Here is a 24,050-nt window from a genome sequence, read left to right on the forward strand (position 1 = left end):
CAGAAGAGATAAAAACAGTAATTTAGTGCAAAATGTGAAAATCTTGACAAAACAAACCTCCTTTTCTATATATGACGCCGCTGCAGGAAGCGGAAAAACTTTTACGCTTGTAAAAGAGTACTTAAAGCAAATTCTTTCTGCAGCAAAAGATGACTACTTCAAACATCTGCTAGCAATAACTTTCACAAACAAAGCGGTGGCCGAAATGAAACAACGCATTGTAGAGACTCTTGTTGCTTTCAGTGATGAAAAATGCCTTTCAAGCCCCTTACCTATGCAAGTTATTATTGCAGAGGAAACTGGAATGTCTATTGAAGAAATACAAAAACGCTCGAAACGAATTCTAAAAAATTTACTTCATAATTATGCCGCATTTAGTGTTGAAACAATTGATAGTTTTAACCACAGACTTATTCGAACTTTTGCAAGAGATTTAAAGCTTGCCAATAATTTTGAAGTTTCTCTAGATACTCCCGAGCTTTTAGCTGAAGCTGTAGATTTGTTGTTAAGCAAAGCAGGAGAAAACAAGGAAATCACTAAAGTTTTACTCGAATTCGCACTAGAAAAAACCGACGACGATAAATCTTGGGATATATCACGTGATATAGCGAATGCTGCAAAATTACTTTTTAATGAAAATGATGCCGATCAGGTTTCGGTGTTAAAACAAAAATCACTTGAAGATTTTCTTGAATTTAAGAAGCAACTAATTCTAAAAAGAAAACACCTTTCCGAAGAAATTGAAAAAATTGCCAGCGAGACGCTTCAACTTATAGATGAAAGTGGTTTAGAACACTCCGATTTCACCAGAGCTACATTACCAAATCATTTTTTAAAACTGAAATCTGGAGAATATAATGTGTACGCCAACAAACTTCAGGAAAATTTAGAAACAGGAAAAAGTCTTTATAAAGTTACAGAAGATCCTTCGATAACCTCTATTATCGATAGTTTAACTCCAACCTTTCTTTCAAATTACTTGAAAATAAAGGAAATGGTAAATAAGTTTAATTTATACGATTCAATTTTAAAAAATATCACTCCTCTTTCTGTGATAAATCTTGTCAACCAAGAAATTGAAAAGATTAAGGAAGAAAAAACTATACTTCCTATTTCAGAATTTAACTCGATTATAAATAAAGAAATTAAAAATCAACCCGCTCCTTTCATATATGAACGTATGGGCGAAAAGTATCGACACTTTTTTATTGATGAGTTTCAGGACACCTCAAAACTGCAGTGGGATAATTTAATTCCTTTAATAGATAATGCGCTTTCGCAAGAGATAGACCCGAATTCGGGAAGCCTTTTATTGGTAGGTGATGCTAAACAATCTATCTATCGCTGGCGTGGTGGACTTCCCGAGCAATTTATGGGCCTGTATGGCAACAACAATCCTTTTCAACGTGAAAAAGAAGTGCTTTCACTCGGCACAAATTATAGAAGTTGTGCCGAAATTATAGACTTTAACAATCAGTTTTTTACTTTTGCCGCTTCATATTTTTCTAACAAAACTCACGCAAAACTTTATGAGTTAGGCAACAAGCAAAAGTTAAACAACAAGAAAGAAGGTTATATAAAATTTGAATTTATTGAGAAACAGAAAAAGGAAGAGAAACAAGAAGATTACGGTGAGCTTGTATATAATACTATACTTGATTTAAAAGAAAAGGGCTTTTCAGAAAGTGATATATGCATACTAACTCGCAGAAAAGCAGATGGAATTGCTTTAAGTACTTTTTTAATGGAAAAAGAAGTGTCTGTTATATCATCTGAAACACTATTACTTCAGTTTTCTTCATTAGTGCAAACTTTAGTTTTCACATTACAACTTTGTTTGTATCCTAAGAATGACGAAGCAAAAGTTAATCTGTTAGACTTGTTACACGACCATTTAAACCTTAAAGAGGAGAAGCACAGTTTTTTTACGAAATTCCTAAATATTTCAGAAGCAAAATTCTCGGAAAACCTATCGGAATACGGTATAGACTTTAAATTTAAAGAAATGCGATCTGTTTCTTTATACGAGGCATTCGAGTACTGTATCGATAAATTCAAAATGCAACAAGTTGCCGATGCTTATTTATTCGGGTTTATGGATTTAGTTTATGAGTTTGAACAACAACCTCAAGCCGATAAAATTTCATTTTTAGACTATTGGGAAACCAAGAAAGACAATGCTTCAATCCCTTCTAGCGAAGGAGCAAATGCAGTACAATTAATGACCATTCATAAATCTAAAGGTTTAGAGTTTCCAGTGGTAATTTTTCCGTTTGCAGACATTCAACTTTACGATGCCAAATACGATAAACTTTGGTACCCCTTAAATGATGAATTCAGTTTTAATCAAGCACAAATTAATTTTAAGTCGGAAATTGAAAATTATGGAGAAATCGGAAAAGAAATGTACAATGAACATAGAAGTCAATTAGAATTAGACAACCTGAACTTACTTTATGTAACTTTAACTCGTGCAGTAGAGAAACTATATGTTTTTGCTGAAACGCCAACCGAGACTAAAGATGGAACACCTAATAGTTACAACCAACTTTTTATGGAGTTCTTAAAGAATAAAGGAATGTGGAATTCCGATCAAATGATTTATGAATTTGGAAAAAACTTACCTAAACTTTCAAAAGATAAAGAAATAGTTTCGCAGCAGTTACCTATATATTTATCTAGTAGTCCTAAAAAACACGGATTAAATATAGTTTCATCAGAAAATTTAATTCAGGATGAAGAAATACAAGCTGCAATTACTGCCGGGAATCTTTTACACGAAACAATGGCAAGGATTTATACGAAACAAGATGCCGAAACAGTGCTAGCCAACTTAAAAGAACGTGCAATTATTCCGAAAGAAGAATTTGAAGTATTAAGTAATATTGTAAATCAAATTATTAATCATTCGGACTTAAAAAATTTATTCGAAGGCGATGACAAAGTTTTCAATGAGCGCAGTGTAATTACAAGAACGGGATTAGTATTGCGTCCGGATAGAATCAATATCAGCTCAGATAACACTGCTGTAATAATAGATTACAAAACAGGTTCTCAAAATATTTGGCATGCCGATCAGTTAACAGAATATGCTAATGCGTTACAGCAAATGGATATTGAGGTATTACAAAAAATACTTATCTATAGCAACGAAGGTGAAATAGTTATAAATAAAGTTTAATTTTGAAAGTTCTAAAAGCTGGTTAAGCATTTTGACCTTGCTTTAATAGACCCTTTAAACTTTTTAGGGTTAAATATCAGAATGCACAAACGTCTTAAAAACTAAAATATGTACGGAAAAATAAAAGAACACTTACAGAAAGAATTAGAAGAAATCAAAGAAAACGGTTTATATAAAAGGGAAAGAATTATCACTTCTCCTCAAGATGCCGAAATCACTGTTTCTACTGGAGAAACAGTTTTAAATTTTTGTGCAAACAACTATTTAGGTCTTTCTGCTAATAAAGAGGTAATTCAAGCTGCTAAAGACACAATGGATACACACGGATTTGGAATGTCATCAGTTCGTTTTATATGTGGTACTCAAGACATACACAAACAACTAGAGCAAACAATTGCCGATTTCTACGGAACTGAAGACACTATATTATACGCTGCATGTTTCGATGCAAATGGAGGAGTTTTTGAACCTTTATTAGGTGAAGAGGATGCTATTATTTCAGACTCATTAAACCACGCTTCTATTATAGATGGTGTTCGACTTTGTAAGGCTGCTCGATACAGATATCAAAACAATGATATGGAGGATCTTGAAAAGCAATTGATTGCCGCAAATGAAAATGGAGCAAGGTTTAAATTAATTGTTACCGATGGAGTATTTTCAATGGATGGTTTATTAGCGCCACTTGATAAAATTTGTGATTTAGCCGATAAGTACGATGCATTGGTTATGATCGATGAGTGCCACGCAACAGGTTTCATTGGAGAACAAGGAATAGGTACTTTAGAAGAGAAAGGAGTAATGGGCCGTATAGATATTATTACAGGAACATTAGGGAAAGCTTTAGGTGGTGCTATGGGTGGTTACACTACTGGTAAAAAAGAAATTATAGATATGTTGAGACAACGTTCTCGTCCATATTTATTCTCCAATTCTTTGGCTCCTGCTATTGTAGGTGCATCGCTTAAAGTATTTGAAATGCTTTCCAGAGATACATCTTTACGTGATAAGCTTGCAGAAAATACTTTGTATTTCAAAAATGGAATGAAAGAAGCAGGTTTTGATATTATCGATGGAGACTCTGCAATTGTACCAGTAATGTTGTACGACGCGAAATTATCGCAAAAAATGGCAGACAGACTTTTAGAAGAGGGTATTTATGTAATTGGATTCTTTTTCCCTGTTGTACCTAAAGGCAAGGCTCGTATACGCGTTCAGCTATCAGCAGCACACACAAAGGAGCACTTAGATAAAGCTATAAATGCCTTTATTAAGATTGGAAAAGAATTAGAGGTAATCCCATCTTAAAAGCCCGCTTTCTTCTTTAATAGCAAGCATTTTAGGAAAATTTTATTAGATTTGCTTTTGTTTATAATATTTAACAACTTACTTTTGCTCTTAATTAACACTTAAAAATTAAACAATCGAATATGAAACATCTTAACAGATTTTTAGTTGCTGCTATTCTTTTCTTAGGAATTGGAGTAGCAAATGCACAAGACGAGAACAATCCTTGGGCTGTTGAAGTTGGTGTAAACGCTGTTGACGTTTACCCTGCTGGTCAAAATGAGGATCAATTACGTTTACAAGCTCCTGGAATGAGAGGGGAGATCTTTGACGAGTATTTTAATGCAAACGACCACTGGAACATTTTACCATCTGTTTCTAGACTTGCTATCAGTAGATATGTAGGTAGTGGATTTGTATTTACTGCTGCTGGTTCTATTAACAGAATTGACAGACTAGGTGACGTAGCTGCAAATGACCTTAGCTACTACGGTGCTGATGGTGCTATTAAGTACAGCTTCAGAAATGCTATCGCTCCAGGTGGTTGGTTTGACCCATCTCTTGGTATTGGTGGTGGTTATACTTGGGTTGACGACATCGGTTTTGGAACTGCTAACGCAACAGCTGGTATTAAAGTATGGTTTACTGAAAACTTAGGTCTTAACCTACAGTCTACTTATAAGCATGCTTTCGAAGAAGCTTACGGTATCTCTCACTTCCAGCACTCTGCTGGTGTTGTTTTCCAATTTGGTGGAAAAGATACAGACGGTGACGGAATCTACGACAAAGATGATGAGTGTCCAGAAACTCCAGGTTTACCTGAGTTTAACGGATGTCCTGATACTGACGGTGACGGTATTGAAGATAGACTTGATGAGTGCCCAGAAACTCCAGGTTTACCTGAATTCAACGGTTGTCCTGATACTGACGGTGACGGTGTGCCAGATCATAAAGATGAGTGCCCAACTGTAGCTGGTCTTAAGGAACTTAACGGTTGTCCAGACGCTGACGGTGACGGTATCGCTGATAAAGACGACGCTTGTCCAAACGAAGCTGGTCCTAAAGAAAACAACGGATGCCCTTGGCCAGATAGAGATGGTGACGGTGTTCTTGACAAAGACGATCAGTGCCCAGATGTTGCTGGTACTGTAGCTAACAAAGGTTGTCCAGAAGTTTCTGTAGAAATCATCAAGCAATTGAACGATTACTCTAAAACTATCTTATTCGATCTTGGAAAAGCATCTATCCGTAAAGAATCTTATGCTGTTCTTCAGAACATCGCTGATATTATGAAAGAATATCCAAACGCGAAGTTCGAGATTGAAGGTCACACTGATAGTACTGGTAGTTTAAAATTGAACGAAAGACTTTCTAAAGAAAGAGCTGCTTCAGTTAAAGATTACTTAACTACAATTGGTATGGACGCTAGCAGATTAACTTCTGAAGGATACGGTCCATCTAGACCAATCGCTACTAATAAAACTAAAGCTGGAAGACAGCAAAACCGTCGTGTTGAAATTTCTTTAAAGAAATAATTATCAGCCGATAAGTTTTAAATAAATATTTTTGAAACGCCTCCGAATCTCGGGGGCGTTTCTTATTTTTAGGCTATGGTAACATTCATTCAAGAAACCCTAGCAGAAATAAAAAATACTTACTCGGATATATCCGAAGTAACCATTATTCTACCAAGTAAGAGAGCTGGTGGCTTTCTTTTGAACGAATTGAAGAAACAAGCTTCACACACACAATTTGCTCCTAAAATATTAAGTATAGAAGAATTTATAGAACAATTATCCAACCTTTCTATAATAGATAATACAGAATTACTTTTTAAAAGTTATCAGGCATACCAAAATACAGCTGAGATAAAACAAAAAGATGATTTTGAAACCTACGCTACCTGGGCGACTACACTGTTAAACGACTTCAATGAGATTGATCGTTATTTAGTTGAAACAATTCCTTTTTTCGGGTATTTGGCAAGTATTAAAACCTTAGAACGATGGGGAGTTTCAGATGAAAAAACTGAATTAATTGAAAACTATATAAAGTTCTGGGAAAGCCTACCCTTGTTGTATAATAATATCCAAGAATTACTACTAAAAGAAAATATCGGCTACCAAGGAATGGTATATAGGGAAGCCGCTGCAAATATTGAGCACTATATAAACAGTAATGGAAATAAAACACATCTATTTGTAGGGTTTAACGCGTTAAATACTGCTGAACAATACATCTTTCAAGAACTACTAGAAACTGGTAACAGTAAAATTTATTGGGATACAGATCTATCATTTTATGAAGATCCAAAACACAGCGCTTCATATTTTATCAGAAAGTACATCAAGGAATGGAAGTATTTTCAGGACAATCCACCAAGTATACATTCTGATAATTTTAAACAACATAAACACATTCAATTAGTAGAAGTACAAAAAAATATTGGGCAAGCTAAATATGTAGGAGAATTACTTTCGAAACTTTCAGATGAAGAGATTAATAAAACTGCGATAGTTTTAGGCGATGAAAACTTACTGGTCCCCCTTCTATACTCCCTACCGCAAAATGTAAAAAACATTAATGTAACGATGGGGGTTGCATTGAAAAATTTTCCCGCAGTAGTATTTTTTGAATTGCTATTTTCTATTCATCTTCGAGATACAGATAATCTGTATTACAAAGACATTCTTTCCATATTAAATCATCCATTAGCATCTAAGTTTTTACCTAATGCACAAAGTATTTCTGAAAAACTAGTAAAAGAAAATATTACACATCTTTCAAGTGAAACAATATTAGGTTTAACAGAAAATGAAGGCAAAGACCTATTAAAACTTTTATTCGAAAATTGGAGTAACGACGTTTCAACAGCTGTTAATTCAGCTTTAACAATTATTAAAACAATTCAGGATAAAAACAAGGTCAATAGTGTTGAACACCTTGTTCTTCAAGAGTTGAAATTGGTATTTAATAAAATTGCAACTTTAAACGAAAAATATCCTTATTTAAACACTATTAAAAGCGTTCAAACTCTATTTGCAGAATTGACAAGCACAGCTTCACTAGATTTTAAAGGTGATGCATATAACGGACTTCAACTAATGGGAGTGTTAGAAACCCGTGTTTTGGATTTTGAGAATGTAATAATCACATCAGTGAACGAAGGCGTTTTTCCTTCAGGAAAATCAAATGCCTCTTTTATTACGTACGATTTAAAAGAGCAATTTAATCTTCCTCGCTATTCCGAAAAGGATGCGATATACACCTATCACTTTTATAGATTATTACAACGCGCAAGCAATGTAACGTTACTCTACAACAATAATTCAGAAGGGCTTAATACAGGTGAGAAAAGTCGTTTTATACGACAATTAACGATAGATAAATGTGAAAACCACAGTATTGAAAAAAAAATACTGTCTCCAAAAATACAGATTAAGCCACATTCCCTGAAAGAAATTGCAAAGACCGCAGCAGTAATGACGCGACTTAAAGAAATTGCTTCAAAAGGCTTCTCTCCCTCGGCTTTAACAGCGTATATTAGAAATCCGTTAGACTTTTATTTTCAGAGAATTTTAAGGTTAAACGAGTTTGAAGAAGTTGAAGAAACCGTTGCTGCTAATACCTTAGGAACTATTGTACACGACACCTTAGAAAAATTCTATAAACCTCTAGAAGAAGAAGTTCTAACTTCCCAACATATTATTGAAATGAAGTCGAAAATTGATGAAGAAGTTACTTTTCAATTCAAAAGAACCTTTAAAGGGGGTACATTCTCAAAAGGAAAAAACCTCATTATTTTTGAAGTGGCTAAAAGATATATATCAAACTTCTTAGACAAAGAAATAGCCGATGTTGAAGCTGGAAACACTATTAAAATTTTAAAAATTGAAACAGATTTAACAATAGAAGTGCCAATTCGTGAACTTGAGTTTCCGGTAAATATTCACGGAAAAGTTGATCGTGTTGATGAGTACAACGGACATTTAAGAATCATTGACTATAAATCAGGACAAGTAAGTCAAGGCGATGTTGAGATTACCGAATGGGAAGATATTAATGAAGATTACAAATACAGCAAGGCATTTCAGGTACTTACTTATGCTCTAATGATGAATAAAGAAATACCTGTAAACAATGCAGAGGCTGGGATAATTTCTTTTAAAAATCTAGGTAGTGGATTTCTTAAGTTTGGGAAAAAAGACAAACCTAGAAGCCGAAATAAAACACAATTAATCACCGAAGAAACCTTAGATAATTTTACAATTGAATTAAAGAAGCTAATTTTAGAGATTTGTGATCCAAACATTCCATTTACAGAAAAAGAGATAGAATAATGATAGTTAGAAAAAATCAAATACTTACTTCAGAAGGCAAGAAACCAATCCTTTACGACGTTTATTACAAGCAAACAGAAAAACCTCAACCTATCGTGATATTCTGCCATGGGTATAAAGGTTTTAAAGATTGGGGAGCTTGGCATTTAGTCGCTGAAAAATTTGCCGATGCAGGATTTTGTTTCTTAAAATTCAATTTTTCTCATAATGGTGGAACGGTAAATCAACCTATCGATTTTCCAGATTTGGATGCTTTCGCTGAAAATAACTTCAGTAAAGAAATGAATGATTTAGATAGAGTTCTAAACGAGATTGAAAATGGGAACGAAAATCTTCCAAAGCATATTTCTAAGATTTCCTTAATCGGACACAGTCGTGGAGGTGGCATTGTTTTAATAAAAGCTGAGGAAGACTCGAGAATTGATAAAGTTGTTACTTGGGCTAGTGTTAGCGATTTTAAAGCAAGATTTCAAGTAGGAAGTCCAGAATTTTACAAATGGCAAGAAACAGGCGTTATACACGTCGAAAATAGCCGCACCAAACAACAACTACCTCATAACTTTCAGTTTTACGAGAATTTTAAAGAAAACGAAGAAAGGTTTACAATCCATCGAGCAGTACGAGAATTAAAAAAACCACTTCTTATAATACACGGTAGTGAAGACCCTACAGTTTCATTAAAAGAGGGTGAAGCAATTCATTCTTGGAATCAAAATAGCAAACTGTGTATTATAGAAGGAGCTGATCACGTTTTTGATGCAAAACATCCTTGGGATGAAAATAGATTGCCTGAAGCTTTAGCACAAACAATAGCAATTACTACCGAGTTTCTTAAATAAAAAAACCACTGAAAAGCAGTGGTTTTTCGTGGAGAATACCGGAGTCGAACCGGTGACCTCTTGCCTGCCAGGCAAGCGCTCTAGCCAGCTGAGCTAATCCCCCATAGGATTAATTAGATTGCGAAAGTACTACTTTTTTTAATATACATCTATTTTTTTATAAAGACTGTGAGCACAACACTGAAAACTTTCAATAATTTTATAATCTAAATAAGTTTTGTAAAACGGTAATAAAATTTAATGATTCGAAAAGCAAATATTTCTGAAATAGACCAAGTTCTCGCAATTACCAAAGCGTGTGGTGAAAAGATGAAAGCTGATGGTATATTTCAATGGAATGAAACCTATCCGAATGTTGAAGCTTTTCAAAAAGATATCGAAAGAGGTGAATTGTATGTTTATATATCTGAAAATATTGTTTTAGGATGTATCGTTATTTCAACGGTAATGGATGAAGAGTATAAAAGTGTGAAATGGCTCACACCGAATATAAATAACTACTACATACATCGGTTAGCAGTTCATCCGAAGCATCAAGGAAAGGGAATTGCAAGAAATTTGATGGATTTTGCTGAAGAATTAGCCGTTCAGAAAAACATCGTTTCAGTAAGACTAGACACTTTCAGCAAAAACATTCGAAATCAAAAATTCTATAAGGCGCGTGGATATAAACAGTTAGAAAACATTTATTTCCCAAACCAAAGTGAGTTTCCATTTTACTGTTATGAACTTCCTTTGAAGAAATAACGGAGCTTAACAAATCCTATTTTGTAGCTTTGCACGTTATATGCGTACAACAGACATTTCTTTTAAACGTATTCAACAACTAGCAATTCCAGCTATAATTTCTGGAATTGCCGAACCTGTACTTTCTGCTACAGATGCAGCAGTGGTTGGAAATATTAAAGAGTTTGGCATAGAATCTCTCGCAGCTGTCGGAATTGTAGGTTCCTTCCTATCGGCCCTTATTTGGATTTTAGGACAAACACGAAGTGCAATTTCAACTATAGTAGCACAAAATCTAGGGGCAGGAAAAATTAGCGAATTAGAAAATTTTCCAGCACAGGCCATATATTTTAATATTGGCTTAAGTATAATTGTACTTTTTTCTACTTATTTCTTCGTTGAGGAAATATTCTCGATGATGAATGCAGAAGGCATTGTTCTCGATTTCAGTATCGACTACTACAATATTCGGGTTTGGGGCTTTCCACTAACGCTATTCACATTTGCAGTTTTTGGAATCTTTCGTGGCCTACAAAACACTTTTTGGCCAATGATAATTGCTTCACTTGGAGCTGGATTAAACATAGGTTTAGACTTTGCCCTAGTTTACGGGATTGAAGGCTTAATACAGCCGATGGGAATTAAAGGAGCAGCCTGGGCTAGTTTAATCTCACAAATAATAATGGCAATCTTAGCTTTTGCCTTTCTGATGAAAAAAACCAATGTTTCTCTTAAGCTAAAAATGCCTCTTCACCACGAAATTAACCGATTAGTATCTATGAGCCTGAATTTATTTCTGCGCTCTGTTTCTTTAAATGTAGCACTAATTCTTGCAACTCGAGAAGCTGCCGATTTAGGAAAAGAATATGTTGCAGCACATACTATTGCTTTTAATATATGGATATTTACTGCATTCTTCTTGGATGGTTATGGCGCGGCAGGAAATATTTTATCTGGAAAACTTTTAGGAGAACGCAACTACAAATCTTTATGGAAATTGACTAAAAGAGTGAGTTTCTACAACTTATTAGTCTCGACGTTTCTGGTGATTATCGGAATATTACTTTATGAACCTCTAGGGCTTATTTTTAATAAAGATGAAACGGTATTAACGATATTATACGGGATGTTCTTTATGGTCTTAATAAGCCTTCCTTTGAATGCGCTTGCATTTACTTTGGATTCTATCTTCAAAGGATTGGGAGAAATGAAATACCTGCGAAATGTACTATTAGGCGCCACATTTTTAGGGTTTATTCCCGTTTTGTACTTTTCGAAATATATGGGTTGGGGGTTATTAGGAATCTGGATTGCGATGAATGTATGGGTAGCATATAGAGGAGTGGCATTACTTATCAAATTCCGAAGAAAATACATTCCATTGATAGGAAATTAATACATTTACTACCAACAAAATTCTAAACTATGGATATTTTAAAATTTTTAGGTGGCCCAGGCCTATTTTTAATATTAGCACTCTTGGTGGTTGCTGTTGTTATCTACAACAAAATAAAAAATAAGTAATTAACGAGTTTTAAGCCAACCCGTAATACTCAAGCGCTCTGATTCTTTTACCACCTTTACCTCGTGCTCTAGAATCTGACTTTCAAAAATCACTACTCTACCTGGAAGTGGTAAAATATCTAGTTCGTTGTTTTCGGTGTAAATTGTAAGTTCACCTCCATTTTCAACTAACCAATTATCTTCATTCAAGTAACAAACTATCGAAAGTTTACGACGGTCGTCGTTTTGAAAGGTGTCTAAATGTCTCTTGTAGAATGTCCCTTTAGGATAAACAGCGTAATGAAATTCTTTATATAAAATTCCTAAGAAACACGTTTTGTTTAAGTAACCAACAAGTTCGTTTATCTTATTAAAAAATATGTTTTCTGTTTCATTGGCGTTTTTTTCATCCATCCAAAGAATAAAATCACCACGAACTGTTTTATCAATTTCTTCATTAACACGGTTCCCTATAGCAGATTTTTTAAACTTGTCTGCTTCATATTTTGCTAGTAATGATTCTCGGAGTAACACAACTTCTTCTGAAGAAAAAAAGTCGTTTACTACACTGTATTTCTGATTTATTAAGTCAGAAATAATGGTTTCAAACAATGGGTTTTCAACGAATTCCAGTTGTTCAAATATTTCTTCGGTCATTTATGTAATTTAAAAAAAGTTGGCAAATATAGGTTACAAATGATTATGATTTTCAAAAATATTTTTCCTTTCAAAAACTGTATCTTTGATTCCTTAAATTAAGACAATGCAGACAATTAGAATCACTAAGATATTTTCCTTTGAAACTGGCCATGCTTTATACGGCTACGACGGTAAATGCCGTAATGTTCACGGGCATAGCTACAAACTTTCTGTTACAGTTATTGGTAGTCCAATCCAGGACAACAGTAACGTGAAATTTGGAATGGTAATAGATTTTAGCGATCTCAAGAAAATTGTAAAAGAAGAAATTGTCGATATTTTTGATCACGCTACGGTATTCAATAAGAACACACCTCACGTCGAATTAGCGAAAGAATTGAGTGATCGTGGGCACAGTGTACTTTTAGTAGACTATCAGCCTACAAGTGAAATGATGGTAATCGACTTTTCAAACAAGATTAAGAATCGTCTGCCTGATAACATCAAGCTTCATTCATTAAGGCTTCAAGAAACTGATAGCAGCTATGCTGAATGGTTTGCAACAGATAATTAAATTTTGAATGTAACCCGAGTTTAGTCAAAATGTCTTTTCTATATCTTTGAATATGCAAATTCCACAAGGCAAAAAAATATACTTTTCTAGCGACAATCACCTTGGCGCGCCCACTCATGCAGAAAGCTTGCCGCGTGAAAAGATTTTTGTGAAATGGCTAGACAGTATTAAGCACGATGCTGAAGTAATATTTTTACTAGGTGACCTTTTCGATTTTTGGTTTGAATATAAAACTGTAGTACCTAAAGGATTTGTACGAACCCTCGGAAAATTGGCCGAACTTCGCGATAGCGGTATTCAAATTCACTTTTTTGTGGGGAATCACGATTTGTGGATGCACGATTATTTTGAAAAGGAATTAAACATTCCTGTTTACCATAAACCTAAGGAGTTTGTGTTTAACAACAAACATTTTTTAATAGGTCACGGTGATGGACTTGGCCCAGGAGATAAGGGGTATAAACGCATGAAAAAAGTATTTACAAATCCGTTCTCTAAATGGCTTTTTCGATGGTTACATCCCGATTTAGGAGTGCGCTTAGCACAACACCTTTCTGTTAAAAATAAATTGATATCTGGGGATGAGGATAAAGAATTTCTTGGAGAAGACAAGGAATGGCTAGCCCAATATTCTAAGCGAAAACTAGAAAGTAAACATTACGACTACTTCATTTTTGGGCACCGTCATTTGCCTATGGAAATTAATGTTGGAGAAAACTCAACTTACTTTAACCTAGGCGATTGGATAAATTATTACTCTTACGGTGTTTTTGACGGAGAAAAGTTCGAGTTGCAGAATTTTAATACTTCCAAAAAATAAATCTTGCCTTAGGGATATCTAAAGCGCTTTATCTGATAAACTATTCTCTTATATCTTTAAGACGGAGTTGTAAGCTAACGTTCCCCTGCCACTCGTTTTCATCGATACAATACACTGCTTTAAAAGGCTTGCCATTACAAGCAATATCTTCCTTATCGGCCAAACCAAAACCTATTCCAGTAAATTGATTGGATTTTTCCTGTTTTACCACAAGTCGTAAGTGAGATTTATCCTTACCAACACATTTACCCACACCTACATCGGTTAAATTTTCAGTCATAAATACAGGAGTCATATTCCCCGGACCAAAAGGAGCAAATTGCTTTAAGATTCTATAAAACTTCGGAGTTATTTCGTTTAAGTCTATCATAGCATCTACACTAATCTCAGGGATTAATTGCTGTGGTGTAATGGTTTCAGAAACAACCTTTTCAAATTCATTTTTAAAGTTTTCGAAATCTTCCTCCAGTAACGTAAGACCCGCAGCGTATTTATGTCCTCCGAATTGTTCAATATGCTCTGCACAACTTTCTAAAGCATTGTAAACATCAAAACCTTTTACAGAACGAGCTGAGGCAGCTAACTTTTCGCCACTTTTTGTAAACACTAAGGTTGGGCGATAATATGTTTCGGTTAATCGAGAGGCAACAATCCCGATAACACCTTTATGCCAGCTTTCGTGATAAACTACAGTTGTATTTCGATCTTCCTCATCATTTTCAATTATTTGTTGAAGTGCTTCTTCTGTAATTTTTTTATCGGCTTCCCTCCTATCACTATTAAACGCTTCAATTTCTGCAGCATATTTCTCGGCATCCTCTTGATTTTCTTCAGTGAGTAAGGTTACAGCATGATTACCGTGCTTCATTCTACCTGCTGCATTGATTCGCGGTGCGATTATGAAAACTACATCGGTAATGGTAAGTGTTTCCTTTTTTACCTCTTTAAGAATTGCTTTAAATCCAGTACGGGGATTGCTGTTTATTACCTTTAATCCATAATAGGCTAGGATTCTGTTTTCACCAGTAACAGGTACAATATCGGCTCCAATTGCAGTAGCAACCAAATCTAAATAAAGTAGAATATTATCTAGGCCTAGCCCTCTTTTTTCTGAAAGTGCCTGAATTAATTTAAACCCAACTCCACAACCACAAAGTTCTTTAAACGGATATTCACAATCTTCTCTTTTTGGATCGAGAACAGCAACGGCCTTTGGAATTTCATCACCTGGCCTGTGGTGGTCACAAATAATAAAATCTATACCTTTTTCAGAAGCATATGCTACTTTATCGATTGCCTTAATGCCGCAATCCAATGCAATTATTAAAGTGAAATCATTGTCGAATGCAAAATCTATCCCTTTGTAAGACACGCCATACCCTTCATCATATCTATCTGGAATATAAGTGGAAACATTTGGGTAGTAAGTTTTTAAATAGGAAGACATTAAAGCAACACTAGTAGTACCATCAACATCATAATCGCCATAAACCAGAATATTTTCTCCATTTTCAATAGCTTTTTGAATTCTTTCAACAGCTTTGTCCATATCTTTCATTAAAAACGGATCGTGAAGTTCCTCTAAACTTGGTCGGAAAAAACTTTTAGCTTCTTCAAAGGTTTCTATTCCGCGTTGTACCAGAAGATAGGCAACTAATGGTTCTACATTCAAATCTTTTGAAAGTGCATTAACTTTTTGAGAATCAGGTATAGGTTTTAATGTCCAGCGCATTTACTTCGGAAATTCCAATGATTAAAACTCCAAATTCTTAAGAATTTGAATTAGTTGTTTTTATTAAATATTAGGGAATGCCGTAAATTTACGAAATTTCGATTTGTAACACTCATTCATATTACATGAAAACATACTATCTTCGATAAACATTTCTCCTCAACTTAAAACTATAAGTTGAGGAAAACATTTTTACTTGTTTCCTCACTATTTATTTCATCGATTTGTTTTGCACAAGATGGAAGTCCAGATTTAAGTTACGGAGTTAATGGAATTGTAACACACACTGTGTACAATGGAACCAGTTATGTTGAAACAATCACGGAAGGCAAGAATAATAGTGTTTTTGTAGGTGGAGGAAGAGTTATGACTCATTCCGATAATTTTATAATGGCAATAAATGATGATGGATCTATTGATGAAGATTTTGCTGATAACGGGATGATTATCATTCCCACCCAAAATGAAGACCTTTTAAACATACAGTACATGCCAGATGGCACCTTACTAGTAAGTAGTATTATCGATACTTAATATAATATCACCAAGTATAATTTAAATGGCTCTATTAATACCGCTTTTGGAGATAATGGACGCATTCAACCATTTGCGGCCTTAAGCAATACTAATTTTTTTACCATAGATGAACTTGGAAACATTTATTTATTAGCAAGATTCTCAAGTTATGGACCAATAGATATTCAGATTTTAAAATTTAATAGTAATGGAGTACTTGATATAAATTTTGGCAATCAGGGAATTATTGATTTACCAGTTCATTATCTTGATGAGGTAAAAGCGAATAAAGTTATTGTTAAAAATAATGCAATATATATATTAGTTAATTATAAAGAAGATAACGTTTTAGAGAATGCTATAATTAAATATTCCGAAAATGGTTTAATAGACAGTAGCTTTGGCGTAAATGGCACAGCACCAATACCAAGTGTAAGTAATAGCAATACTACTTTTAATTTTGTTTAATAATGGAAACTTTTTAATTGGAGCCACACAAATAGACCCTGTAACTGGGTTATATATTAAAAAAACTGTGAAGTTGAACCCTGATGCTTCTTTAAATTTAGATTTTGGAATAGATGGAGTAATTGAAGGGTTTAAAAGTAGCCATATATTACCTGACCAGCGTTTTATTGCAAATTCAAACTCTCCAGAATGGCAGAATGGCATCACACTTCAATACGCAAGATTTTTTAATAATGGTTTACAAGATCAAACTTTTCAATTTAGCACTAATTTTGGATCACTTTCAAGTAACTATTCTATCATATTAAATAGTGGAAAGCTTTTAACGGTGGGTACAAATTATTATAATAATCCCAACCTTTAGAAATTGTTTTACAAAAATTTAATAATACACTATTAGAAACGCCGAAATTTAAGAAAGAAACCTTTGAAGTTTACCCCAATCCTTCCACCGGAATTTTTATTATTGAGCGCAATTTCTTTTCCGAAAAAGAAAACTATCAAATAACAGACATTACAGGAAAAATAATTGCAACCGGCCAGTTAAATGAGAAGCAATCACAGCTTGACCTTGCCTCAGCTCAAAGCGGTGTATATTTCCTAAAAACTTCAAACAGCGTGTTTAGATTATTGAAGAATTAATTTTTTAAAATTTGATAATTTCGTATCTTATGGAATAATTCGTGCCCTAACCTCTAATTGTTCAAAAATATGAACAAAATTTTACTCTTTTTTGCGTTGCTAATAACGCTTATGTCATTTGGGCAGGATGGCAGTTTGGACCTTTCGTTCGGAGATGGCGGGGTTGTAATTATGGATTTGAACAACAGTCAGGATTTGGTGTGGAATGTTGTGGAACAGGCAGACAATAAAATAATTGTTTCCGGAGCTATGACTCAAAATAATCAAAATTACTATCCATATTTAGTAAGATTTATGACTGATGGCACATTGGATTCGGCTTTTGGCACGGATGGTTTGGTATTAAGCAATGATAATGGTTTTGATGAATTTAAATTTCTGTTTTATGATGACTCTCAAAATATCATTGCCGCTGGACCTAAAAATCAAAGTTCAACTTTCGTAGTTGCTAAATATCTTGATGACGGAAATTTAGATTCTACTTTCGCGGATAATGGCATAAAGATTATTCCTAATGGGAATTATGTAGGAATGACACTTTTGTCTGATGGCTCATTTTTGTTATTGAAATTTTCAAATAACAACACTATCACAATAAACCATTTTTTAAACAACGGTTCTTTAAATTTAAATTTTGGTGTAGATGGCGCTGCAATTTCTAGTTATAGCGGTGAAAGTTTTCAAGGAGTTGAAATTAAAACGGATGCCAACAATAACATCTATTTCTTGGGCAAACGCAACAACATTGCCGGTGCCGATATTATTTTAATGAGATTCAATCCCGATGGCTATTTGGATACAAGTTTTGGAAGCAATGGAATAACTACAAAAATTCTTGCTTTTGAGCCCATGAATTCCAGTACTGCAAGCCTTGATTTCACAAATGATAATAAAATAGTTATTGCGGGAAGTTGCGGTGCTTGCGTAGATCTTTTTGAACCTGTTTTTCAACCTTATTTTTTAAGGTATAACTCTGATGGATCCCCAGATGCCAATTTTGGTAGTGATGGCACGGTTCTACTGCCAGTTTCAGGTTTCAGCATTTCGCGGTTAATTATACAAGACAACCAAAGATTGATTGTCGGAGGACAATATTTAGACTGTTTTGAAGGTAGTATTTATGGTATAGTACGATATTTTGCTGGAGGCACACAAGATAATTCATTTATCGGGGGTGGTGTAGACTTTAATTATATTACCTCCTTTATGCAAGCTGATGGAAAGATTTTAAGTGTTGGAAACACATTTTGGTATAATGGGCCAGAAGATATTGTTTTACTACGTCATAACAATAACCCTCTGACCATTGATGAATTTGAAAATCAAAAAGTAATAGTCTACCCCAATCCTTCCAATGGAATTTTTATAATTGAGCGCAATTTCTTTTCCGAAAAAGAAAACTATCAAATAACAGACATTACAGGAAAAATAATTGCAACCGGCCAGTTAAATGAGAAGCAGACACAGCTGGATCTTTCCTCAGCTCAAAGCGGTGTTTATTTCCTAAAAACTTCAAACAGCGGTTATCGGTTATTGAAGAATTAGTTTTTTAAAAATTATTCAGTTTTTGGAGCTTGTGATTTAGAATTTGCGAATGCATTTTGTATTTTCGGATTTCAAACGAATTTAAGCTATGCCATTAGTTACACCCCTTTCCCCAAACCACGATACCGAAACAAAACAATTGGCCGAATTTTTTAATGAAACATTAGGCTTTTGTCCAAATAGTGTGCTCACTATGCAACACCGCCCTGCGATTAGCAAAGCGTTTATAAACCTGAACAAAGCCGTAATGGCGAATTAAGGACGAGTTACATCCGCTTTAAAAAGAATGATTGCTTGGGTAAGTAGCAATGCCACAGGCTGTCGCTATTGTCAAGCCCATGCCATTCGAGCTGCAGAACGCTATGGAGCCGAGCAGGAGCAACTCGATAATATATGGGAATACAGAACTCACACTTCTTATTCAGAGGCTGAGCGAGCCGCATTAGACTTTTCATTAGCGGCAAGTCAGGTGCCGAATGCAGTGAATGATGAAATAAAACAACAACTCTACAAATATTGGAATGAAGGTAAAATAGTGGAAATGCTAGGTGTTATTTCTCTTTTTGGATATTTAAATCGTTGGAATGACTCAATGAGTACTACTATTGAAGAAGGAGCCATTGAAAGCGGTGAGCAATATCTCGGCAAACACTGATGGAATAAAGGGAAACACATCTAATGTAAAATTGACGATCTATAATTTTAGATTTTCGTTATTTCTTGCCCGAAACAACAACTACAATTTCTCCTTTTGGTGGTTTGTTTTCGAAGTGTTTTAAAACTTCTTCAGCGGTACCGCGGACGGTTTCTTCGTGTAGCTTTGTGAGTTCGCGTGAAACCGATATTTGTCTATCAGCGCCAAAATATTCAATAAATTGTGCAAGTGTTTTCAGCAATTTATGAGGTGATTCATAAAATATGATAGTTCGAGTTTCTTCAGCTAGAAATTGAAGACGAGTTTGTCTTCCCTTTTTAACAGGAAGGAAGCCTTCAAATACAAATTTATCATTTGGAAACCCACTGTTTACCAAAGCAGGAACAAAGGCTGTAGCTCCAGGCAAACAATCCACTTCTATACCGGCTTCAACACAAGCGCGCGTTAGTAAAAACCCTGGATCGCTTATAGCTGGTGTTCCTGCATCACTAATTAACGCTATGTTCTCACCGTTTTCAATACGCTTTACAATTCCATCCACAGTTTTGTGCTCATTGTGCATATGGTGAGAATACATTTGAGTATTTATTTCAAAATGCTTCAGTAATTTTCCACTAGTTCGCGTGTCTTCTGCATATATTAAATCTACATCTTTAAGCACCTCAACAGCGCGATAAGTCATGTCTTTTAAATTACCTATTGGTGTAGGCACTAGGTAGAGTTTTCCCTTCATAGTTTATGGGCGTACAGTTTTTCCGAAGAAATAAGAAATTAGTAATAATACAATTCCAATAAGTGGAAGTGTTATTCCCGGATCATTAATAGAATAATGAGCAAAAGAAGCCAATGCCATATCAAAAAACAGACCTGCATAAGCCCATTCCATCACCCATTTTGGTTTTCGGTATAAAATAAAAAATATGGCAATTATTTTAGCAATTGCCATAGGTATAACTAAATAAGTTGGGTATTGATAATCTTGATAATCACCTTCAATAACCGCTGTATCAGTTAGGTACATAAATGCAGAATACAAAAATAAAGCGCTTAGTAGCCCAGTTGCAATCCAATAAACTGATTTTTGGGCTCTCATAAATTAAGTGTTAGTTAAATCGCTTTTCAATTATATTCATAAACCTTTCGGCATAAACTTCTTTATTTTCCCAATGATTATAGTCTGGTTTTACTTGAGCGTTTAAAAAGGATTGTGCCTCCTCATAACTTTCTAAAGTATTTATTTGTGATAACACACGAGTGTAATCTTCAATTTGCCCATCAAATAAATGCTTTATAAATGCCAATCTATCATTCAAACCTACATTCAATCCTTTATTTACAACATCGTTTAAAGATTTCACTTTTGTTTCAGACGCAAGCTTTTTCTTTTCTTCAACATCTTTCACCTCTACTGATTCTGAAACTTCAACTGGATTTGAAAACAAATTTGTTTGCTTTCTTTCAAATTCAGGCATTCTTTGATAGGTAGAAGCAAATTCTTCCAATTCATTTTTTATATGATTTGAAGGCGCTGTATCTGGCGCAGGTTCCTCAGGTGTTTTCGATTCCTCTGGGATTTTTGGCTCCTCAACTTTAGGAAGCAATTCGTCTAGCATTTCATCTATCTTATCGCTTTCTTCAGGCATTTGAGCTACTATATCCTTAATTTTCTCCATTAAAGGTTCAATAAGATCTTCCTTGTGTTCTGGTTGCGGCACAGGCTCAGGCTCAGTAAACCAATTTTCTTCACGAAAACTTTTAGAGTCTAACGATTCTTCTTGTTCCATCTCTTTTTCTGGCTCTGTTTCGTAATCACCTTCAAGTTGGTTTTCTAGATACTCAAGCACTATCAATTTATCGTAAAGTTCTCTGACTAACCCTTTAACAGATGTGGTTTCAAAAGTACTTTCATTAGCTATTATTTTCTTTGCGACTGTCGATAATTGCTCTCGCAGTTTCTTCTTCATATCTTATTAAATTAAACCGTATTTCTATTTTGTTTTTATAAATTTACGCATCCTTTGTGTAATCATCAACTATTTTTATATACTTATGTAAATACGTTGATTTCCAAAGGCTTCAACCAAACCGCAAGTTGAATATCCTTTTGGTGAAATTATTAAAGTTGAATGTTGCGTGTAAATTTAAACTATGTTTCTTGAAAATACCGTAAATCAGAAAGAACAATTTGGCTGGATTGAAGTTATCTGCGGTTCCATGTTTTCAGGAAAAACCGAAGAACTTATCCGAAGGCTTAAACGAGCTCAGTTTGCACGTCAGAAAGTAGAGATTTTTACACCTTCCATAGATACTCGTTATGCTGAAGATGCAGTAACCAGTCACGATAGCAACCAAATTAGATCTACACCAGTGCCTGCCGCTGCAAATATTCCAATTTTGGCAGATAATTGCGATGTAGTTGGGATTGATGAAGCTCAATTTTTTGACGATGAAATTGTAAAAGTATGTAACGACCTAGCCAATAGAGGTGTAAGAGTGATTGTTGCAGGACTGGATATGGACTACAAAGGAAATCCCTTTGGGCCGATGCCTGCATTAATGGCAACTGCTGAATATGTAACTAAAGTACACGCTGTTTGTACCCGAACAGGAAATCTTGCGCACTATAGCTATCGTAAAGCTAAAAGTGAATCACTAGTTTTACTAGGAGAAACAGAAGAATATGAACCCTTAAGTCGAGCTGCATTTTATAAAGCACAGTTACGTGACAAAGTCGTAAAACTAGAAGTGAAAGATGTTGAAGAATTAAACGATAAAATTCCTCCTGAAAATACAGGAAAAAAAGCATAACTATGCCCAAAGCAACAGAAACAATATTAGAAATAGACTTAAACGCCTTAAGCAATAATTACAAATACCTTACTTCAAAATTAAAAAACAACACCAAGTTTATGGCTGTTGTAAAAGCCTATGCTTACGGAAGCGACTCAGTTGCTATTGCCAAAGAACTTGTTGATTTAGGTGCAGATTATTTTGCTGTAGCCTATCCAATTGAAGGAGTTACTCTTAGAGATGCAGCAATACAAACACCAATTTTAGTATTACACCCACTTCCTGTAAACTTTGATGTTATAGTAAATCGATGTTTAGAGCCTAGTATTTATTCTTTTAAAATATTAGATGAATTCATAGCATACGCCGAAAAAACTAATCAAAATAACTATCCAATTCACTTAAAATTCAACACTGGATTAAACCGGCTAGGATTTACAGAAGACGAAATTTCATTAATTTCTAAAAAATTAGCAGCTACAAAAAGTGTAAAAGTAAAATCGGCCTTTTCACATTTAGGAGCTTCTGAAGATTTATCAGAAAAAGAGTTTTCACTTAAGCAGATTAATACTTTTAAAAGCATTTCAGAAAAATTAACTGCGGAACTTGGATATAAGCCATTACTGCACTGTGCAAACACATCTGGGATTATTAATTACCCTGAAGCACATTTTGATATGGTCCGTTCGGGCATAGGACTTTATGGCTTTGGTAACGATAAAGAAGAAAATAAAAACTTTAAACCAATAGCAACTTTAAAAACGGTTATTTCACAAATTCACACAGTTAATAAAGGTGAAAGTATTGGATATAACAGAGGTATAATTGTTGAGAAGACCACTCAATCTGCCACTTTACCGCTGGGTCATGCCGATGGAATTCCACGCTCTTATGGCAAAGGCAAAGGTTGGGTAGTTATTAATGGTAAAAAAGCTCCTATCCACGGAAATGTGTGTATGGACATGATTATGGTTGATGTAACAGATATTGAGTGTGAGGAAGGCGATGAAGCTATTGTTTTTGGTTCCACAAATACTGCGGAAGATTTATCTGCAGCTATAAACTCTATTCCTTATGAATTACTAACTGCAATTTCACAACGTATTAAAAGAGTGATTTGCCGTAAATAAACAAATGCTGAATTTATTGTGATATATTGTATAAATATTTCGCTAAATTTGGAAATACTAACACATTAAACTAATCAACATGTTAAAAGAATTTAGAGATTTTATTATGACGGGCAATGTCGTAGATCTTGCCGTTGCTGTAATTTTAGCAGGTGCCGTTGGCCTTGTAGTTACAGGATTTACTAACGACATGATTATGCCAATCGTTGGGCATTTTGCAGGCGGAATGGATTTTGCCGACCTTAAGTATGTATTAGATCCAGCTGTAATTGGTCCAGATGGCGAAGTTGTAGAACCTGAAAACGCAGTTATGTGGGGTAAATGGGTAAATTCCATTATTAACCTGATAATTGTAGGATTTGTTTTATTTATGATAGTAAAAGCTTACGGAAACGTACGTAAGAAAAAAGAAGAAGCTCCTGCTCCAGACCCAGGACCATCTGAAAAGGATATTTTATTAGAAATTCGTGACGAGCTTAGAAAAAAATAATTTTCTTACTTAAGTGACTTTATCAATAAAGGTTACTGAGTAGTTCTGATAAATTATCTAAGGATTTTATTGAAAATTTATCGAAGTACCGCTACACTATATATTCTAACCTTAACCCTCTATCAATAAAAAGATAGAGGGTTTTTCTTTGTTTTAAATTGACAAAACTGTTA

General features: G+C 34.5%; 21 protein-coding genes, 1 tRNA gene and 1 pseudogene. 17 read left to right on the top strand and 6 right to left on the bottom strand.

The window, feature by feature from the left end:
* The first annotated feature begins 43 nt into the window (after window positions 1–43).
* From H4O20_RS10070 to H4O20_RS10090, 5 genes are all read left to right on the top strand, one after another.
* Window positions 44–3,181, top strand: coding sequence for an exodeoxyribonuclease V subunit beta (locus tag H4O20_RS10070; RefSeq protein ID WP_185099168.1), 3,138 nt, complete (start codon window positions 44–46; stop codon window positions 3,179–3,181).
* A gap of 108 nt (window positions 3,182–3,289) precedes the next feature.
* A complete protein-coding gene (gene kbl / locus H4O20_RS10075; protein ID WP_185099169.1) occupies window positions 3,290–4,489 on the top strand; it encodes a glycine C-acetyltransferase in 1,200 nt (399 codons plus the stop codon).
* A 122-nt stretch (window positions 4,490–4,611) separates the two neighbouring features.
* Window positions 4,612–6,003 carry an OmpA family protein gene (locus H4O20_RS10080; protein WP_185099170.1) on the top strand — a complete coding sequence of 464 codons (1,392 nt, stop codon included), beginning with the start codon at window positions 4,612–4,614 and terminating at the stop codon, window positions 6,001–6,003.
* 75 nt (window positions 6,004–6,078) lie between these two features.
* On the top strand, window positions 6,079–8,808 hold the full coding sequence (locus H4O20_RS10085; protein WP_185099171.1) for a PD-(D/E)XK nuclease family protein: 2,730 nt from the start codon (window positions 6,079–6,081) through the stop codon (window positions 8,806–8,808).
* Complete coding sequence (locus H4O20_RS10090; RefSeq protein ID WP_139854004.1) at window positions 8,808–9,647, top strand: S9 family peptidase; 840 nt, start codon at window positions 8,808–8,810, stop codon at window positions 9,645–9,647. Before H4O20_RS10085 ends, H4O20_RS10090 begins: the two co-directional genes overlap by 1 nt.
* A gap of 29 nt (window positions 9,648–9,676) precedes the next feature.
* Here H4O20_RS10090 and H4O20_RS10095 read toward each other — a convergent pair.
* A tRNA-Ala gene (locus tag H4O20_RS10095) sits at window positions 9,677–9,750 on the bottom strand.
* Window positions 9,751–9,887: 137 nt separating this feature from the next.
* On the opposite strand from H4O20_RS10095, the gene H4O20_RS10100 reads away from it, so the two are divergent.
* Together H4O20_RS10100 and H4O20_RS10105 are read left to right on the top strand one after the other, a co-directional pair.
* Complete coding sequence (locus H4O20_RS10100) at window positions 9,888–10,394, top strand: GNAT family N-acetyltransferase (protein WP_185099172.1); 507 nt, start codon at window positions 9,888–9,890, stop codon at window positions 10,392–10,394.
* 40 nt (window positions 10,395–10,434) lie between these two features.
* Window positions 10,435–11,769: an MATE family efflux transporter gene (locus tag H4O20_RS10105; RefSeq protein WP_139854006.1), complete on the top strand. Its 1,335-nt coding sequence runs from the start codon at window positions 10,435–10,437 to the stop codon at window positions 11,767–11,769.
* A 128-nt stretch (window positions 11,770–11,897) separates the two neighbouring features.
* On the opposite strand, the gene H4O20_RS10110 is transcribed toward H4O20_RS10105, so the two are convergent.
* The gene (locus H4O20_RS10110) at window positions 11,898–12,533 is read right to left on the bottom strand and encodes a 2OG-Fe(II) oxygenase (protein WP_139854007.1); all 636 of its coding nucleotides are present in this window, start codon (window positions 12,531–12,533) and stop codon (window positions 11,898–11,900) included.
* A gap of 106 nt (window positions 12,534–12,639) precedes the next feature.
* On the opposite strand from H4O20_RS10110, the gene H4O20_RS10115 reads away from it, so the two are divergent.
* On the top strand, window positions 12,640–13,089 hold the full coding sequence (locus tag H4O20_RS10115; protein WP_185099173.1) for a 6-carboxytetrahydropterin synthase: 450 nt from the start codon (window positions 12,640–12,642) through the stop codon (window positions 13,087–13,089).
* A 52-nt stretch (window positions 13,090–13,141) separates the two neighbouring features.
* Window positions 13,142–13,909 carry a UDP-2,3-diacylglucosamine diphosphatase gene (locus H4O20_RS10120; RefSeq protein ID WP_165144988.1) on the top strand — a complete coding sequence of 256 codons (768 nt, stop codon included), beginning with the start codon at window positions 13,142–13,144 and terminating at the stop codon, window positions 13,907–13,909.
* Window positions 13,910–13,949: 40 nt separating this feature from the next.
* Here H4O20_RS10120 and recJ read toward each other — a convergent pair whose 3' ends face one another.
* On the bottom strand, window positions 13,950–15,641 hold the full coding sequence (gene recJ / locus H4O20_RS10125; protein ID WP_185099174.1) for a single-stranded-DNA-specific exonuclease RecJ: 1,692 nt from the start codon (window positions 15,639–15,641) through the stop codon (window positions 13,950–13,952).
* Between the two features lie 177 nt (window positions 15,642–15,818).
* Between recJ and H4O20_RS10130 the strand changes: the two genes are divergently transcribed.
* The 5 genes and pseudogenes from H4O20_RS10130 to H4O20_RS10150 all read left to right on the top strand — a co-directional run bounded on the left by H4O20_RS10130 (window position 15,819) and on the right by H4O20_RS10150 (window position 19,467).
* A complete protein-coding gene (locus H4O20_RS10130) occupies window positions 15,819–16,175 on the top strand; it encodes a hypothetical protein (protein WP_185099175.1) in 357 nt (118 codons plus the stop codon).
* A 517-nt stretch (window positions 16,176–16,692) separates the two neighbouring features.
* Window positions 16,693–16,989 carry a hypothetical protein gene (locus H4O20_RS10135; protein ID WP_185099176.1) on the top strand — a complete coding sequence of 99 codons (297 nt, stop codon included), beginning with the start codon at window positions 16,693–16,695 and terminating at the stop codon, window positions 16,987–16,989.
* A gap of 2 nt (window positions 16,990–16,991) precedes the next feature.
* Window positions 16,992–17,267, top strand: a complete 276-nt coding sequence (locus tag H4O20_RS15385; protein WP_185099352.1) for a T9SS type A sorting domain-containing protein — start codon at window positions 16,992–16,994, stop codon at window positions 17,265–17,267.
* A 69-nt stretch (window positions 17,268–17,336) separates the two neighbouring features.
* Window positions 17,337–18,812: a T9SS type A sorting domain-containing protein gene (locus H4O20_RS10145; RefSeq protein WP_185099177.1), complete on the top strand. Its 1,476-nt coding sequence runs from the start codon at window positions 17,337–17,339 to the stop codon at window positions 18,810–18,812.
* 88 nt (window positions 18,813–18,900) lie between these two features.
* A pseudogene (locus H4O20_RS10150) lies at window positions 18,901–19,467 on the top strand (carboxymuconolactone decarboxylase family protein).
* Between the two features lie 58 nt (window positions 19,468–19,525).
* Here the strand turns inward: H4O20_RS10150 and rsmI are convergent.
* Genes rsmI through H4O20_RS10165 form a run of 3 tightly spaced genes read right to left on the bottom strand, consistent with a single transcriptional unit; the run spans window position 19,526 to window position 21,431 of the window.
* Window positions 19,526–20,200: a 16S rRNA (cytidine(1402)-2'-O)-methyltransferase gene (rsmI, locus tag H4O20_RS10155; RefSeq protein WP_139854013.1), complete on the bottom strand. Its 675-nt coding sequence runs from the start codon at window positions 20,198–20,200 to the stop codon at window positions 19,526–19,528.
* Between the two features lie 3 nt (window positions 20,201–20,203).
* Window positions 20,204–20,560, bottom strand: coding sequence for a DoxX family protein (locus H4O20_RS10160; protein WP_139854014.1), 357 nt, complete (start codon window positions 20,558–20,560; stop codon window positions 20,204–20,206).
* A gap of 10 nt (window positions 20,561–20,570) precedes the next feature.
* Window positions 20,571–21,431: a hypothetical protein gene (locus H4O20_RS10165; protein WP_185099178.1), complete on the bottom strand. Its 861-nt coding sequence runs from the start codon at window positions 21,429–21,431 to the stop codon at window positions 20,571–20,573.
* A gap of 184 nt (window positions 21,432–21,615) precedes the next feature.
* Between H4O20_RS10165 and H4O20_RS10170 the strand changes: the two genes are divergently transcribed.
* From H4O20_RS10170 to mscL, 3 genes are all read left to right on the top strand, one after another.
* The gene (locus tag H4O20_RS10170) at window positions 21,616–22,275 is read left to right on the top strand and encodes a thymidine kinase (protein ID WP_165145009.1); all 660 of its coding nucleotides are present in this window, start codon (window positions 21,616–21,618) and stop codon (window positions 22,273–22,275) included.
* Between the two features lie 2 nt (window positions 22,276–22,277).
* Window positions 22,278–23,387, top strand: a complete 1,110-nt coding sequence (alr, locus tag H4O20_RS10175; protein ID WP_185099179.1) for an alanine racemase — start codon at window positions 22,278–22,280, stop codon at window positions 23,385–23,387.
* Between the two features lie 79 nt (window positions 23,388–23,466).
* The gene (mscL, locus tag H4O20_RS10180; protein ID WP_185099180.1) at window positions 23,467–23,877 is read left to right on the top strand and encodes a large conductance mechanosensitive channel protein MscL; all 411 of its coding nucleotides are present in this window, start codon (window positions 23,467–23,469) and stop codon (window positions 23,875–23,877) included.
* Window positions 23,878–24,050 lie beyond the last annotated feature (173 nt).

Origin of the sequence: Aequorivita sp. 609 (assembly GCF_014212065.1) — a bacterium.
Classification (GTDB): domain Bacteria; phylum Bacteroidota; class Bacteroidia; order Flavobacteriales; family Flavobacteriaceae; genus Aequorivita; species Aequorivita sinensis.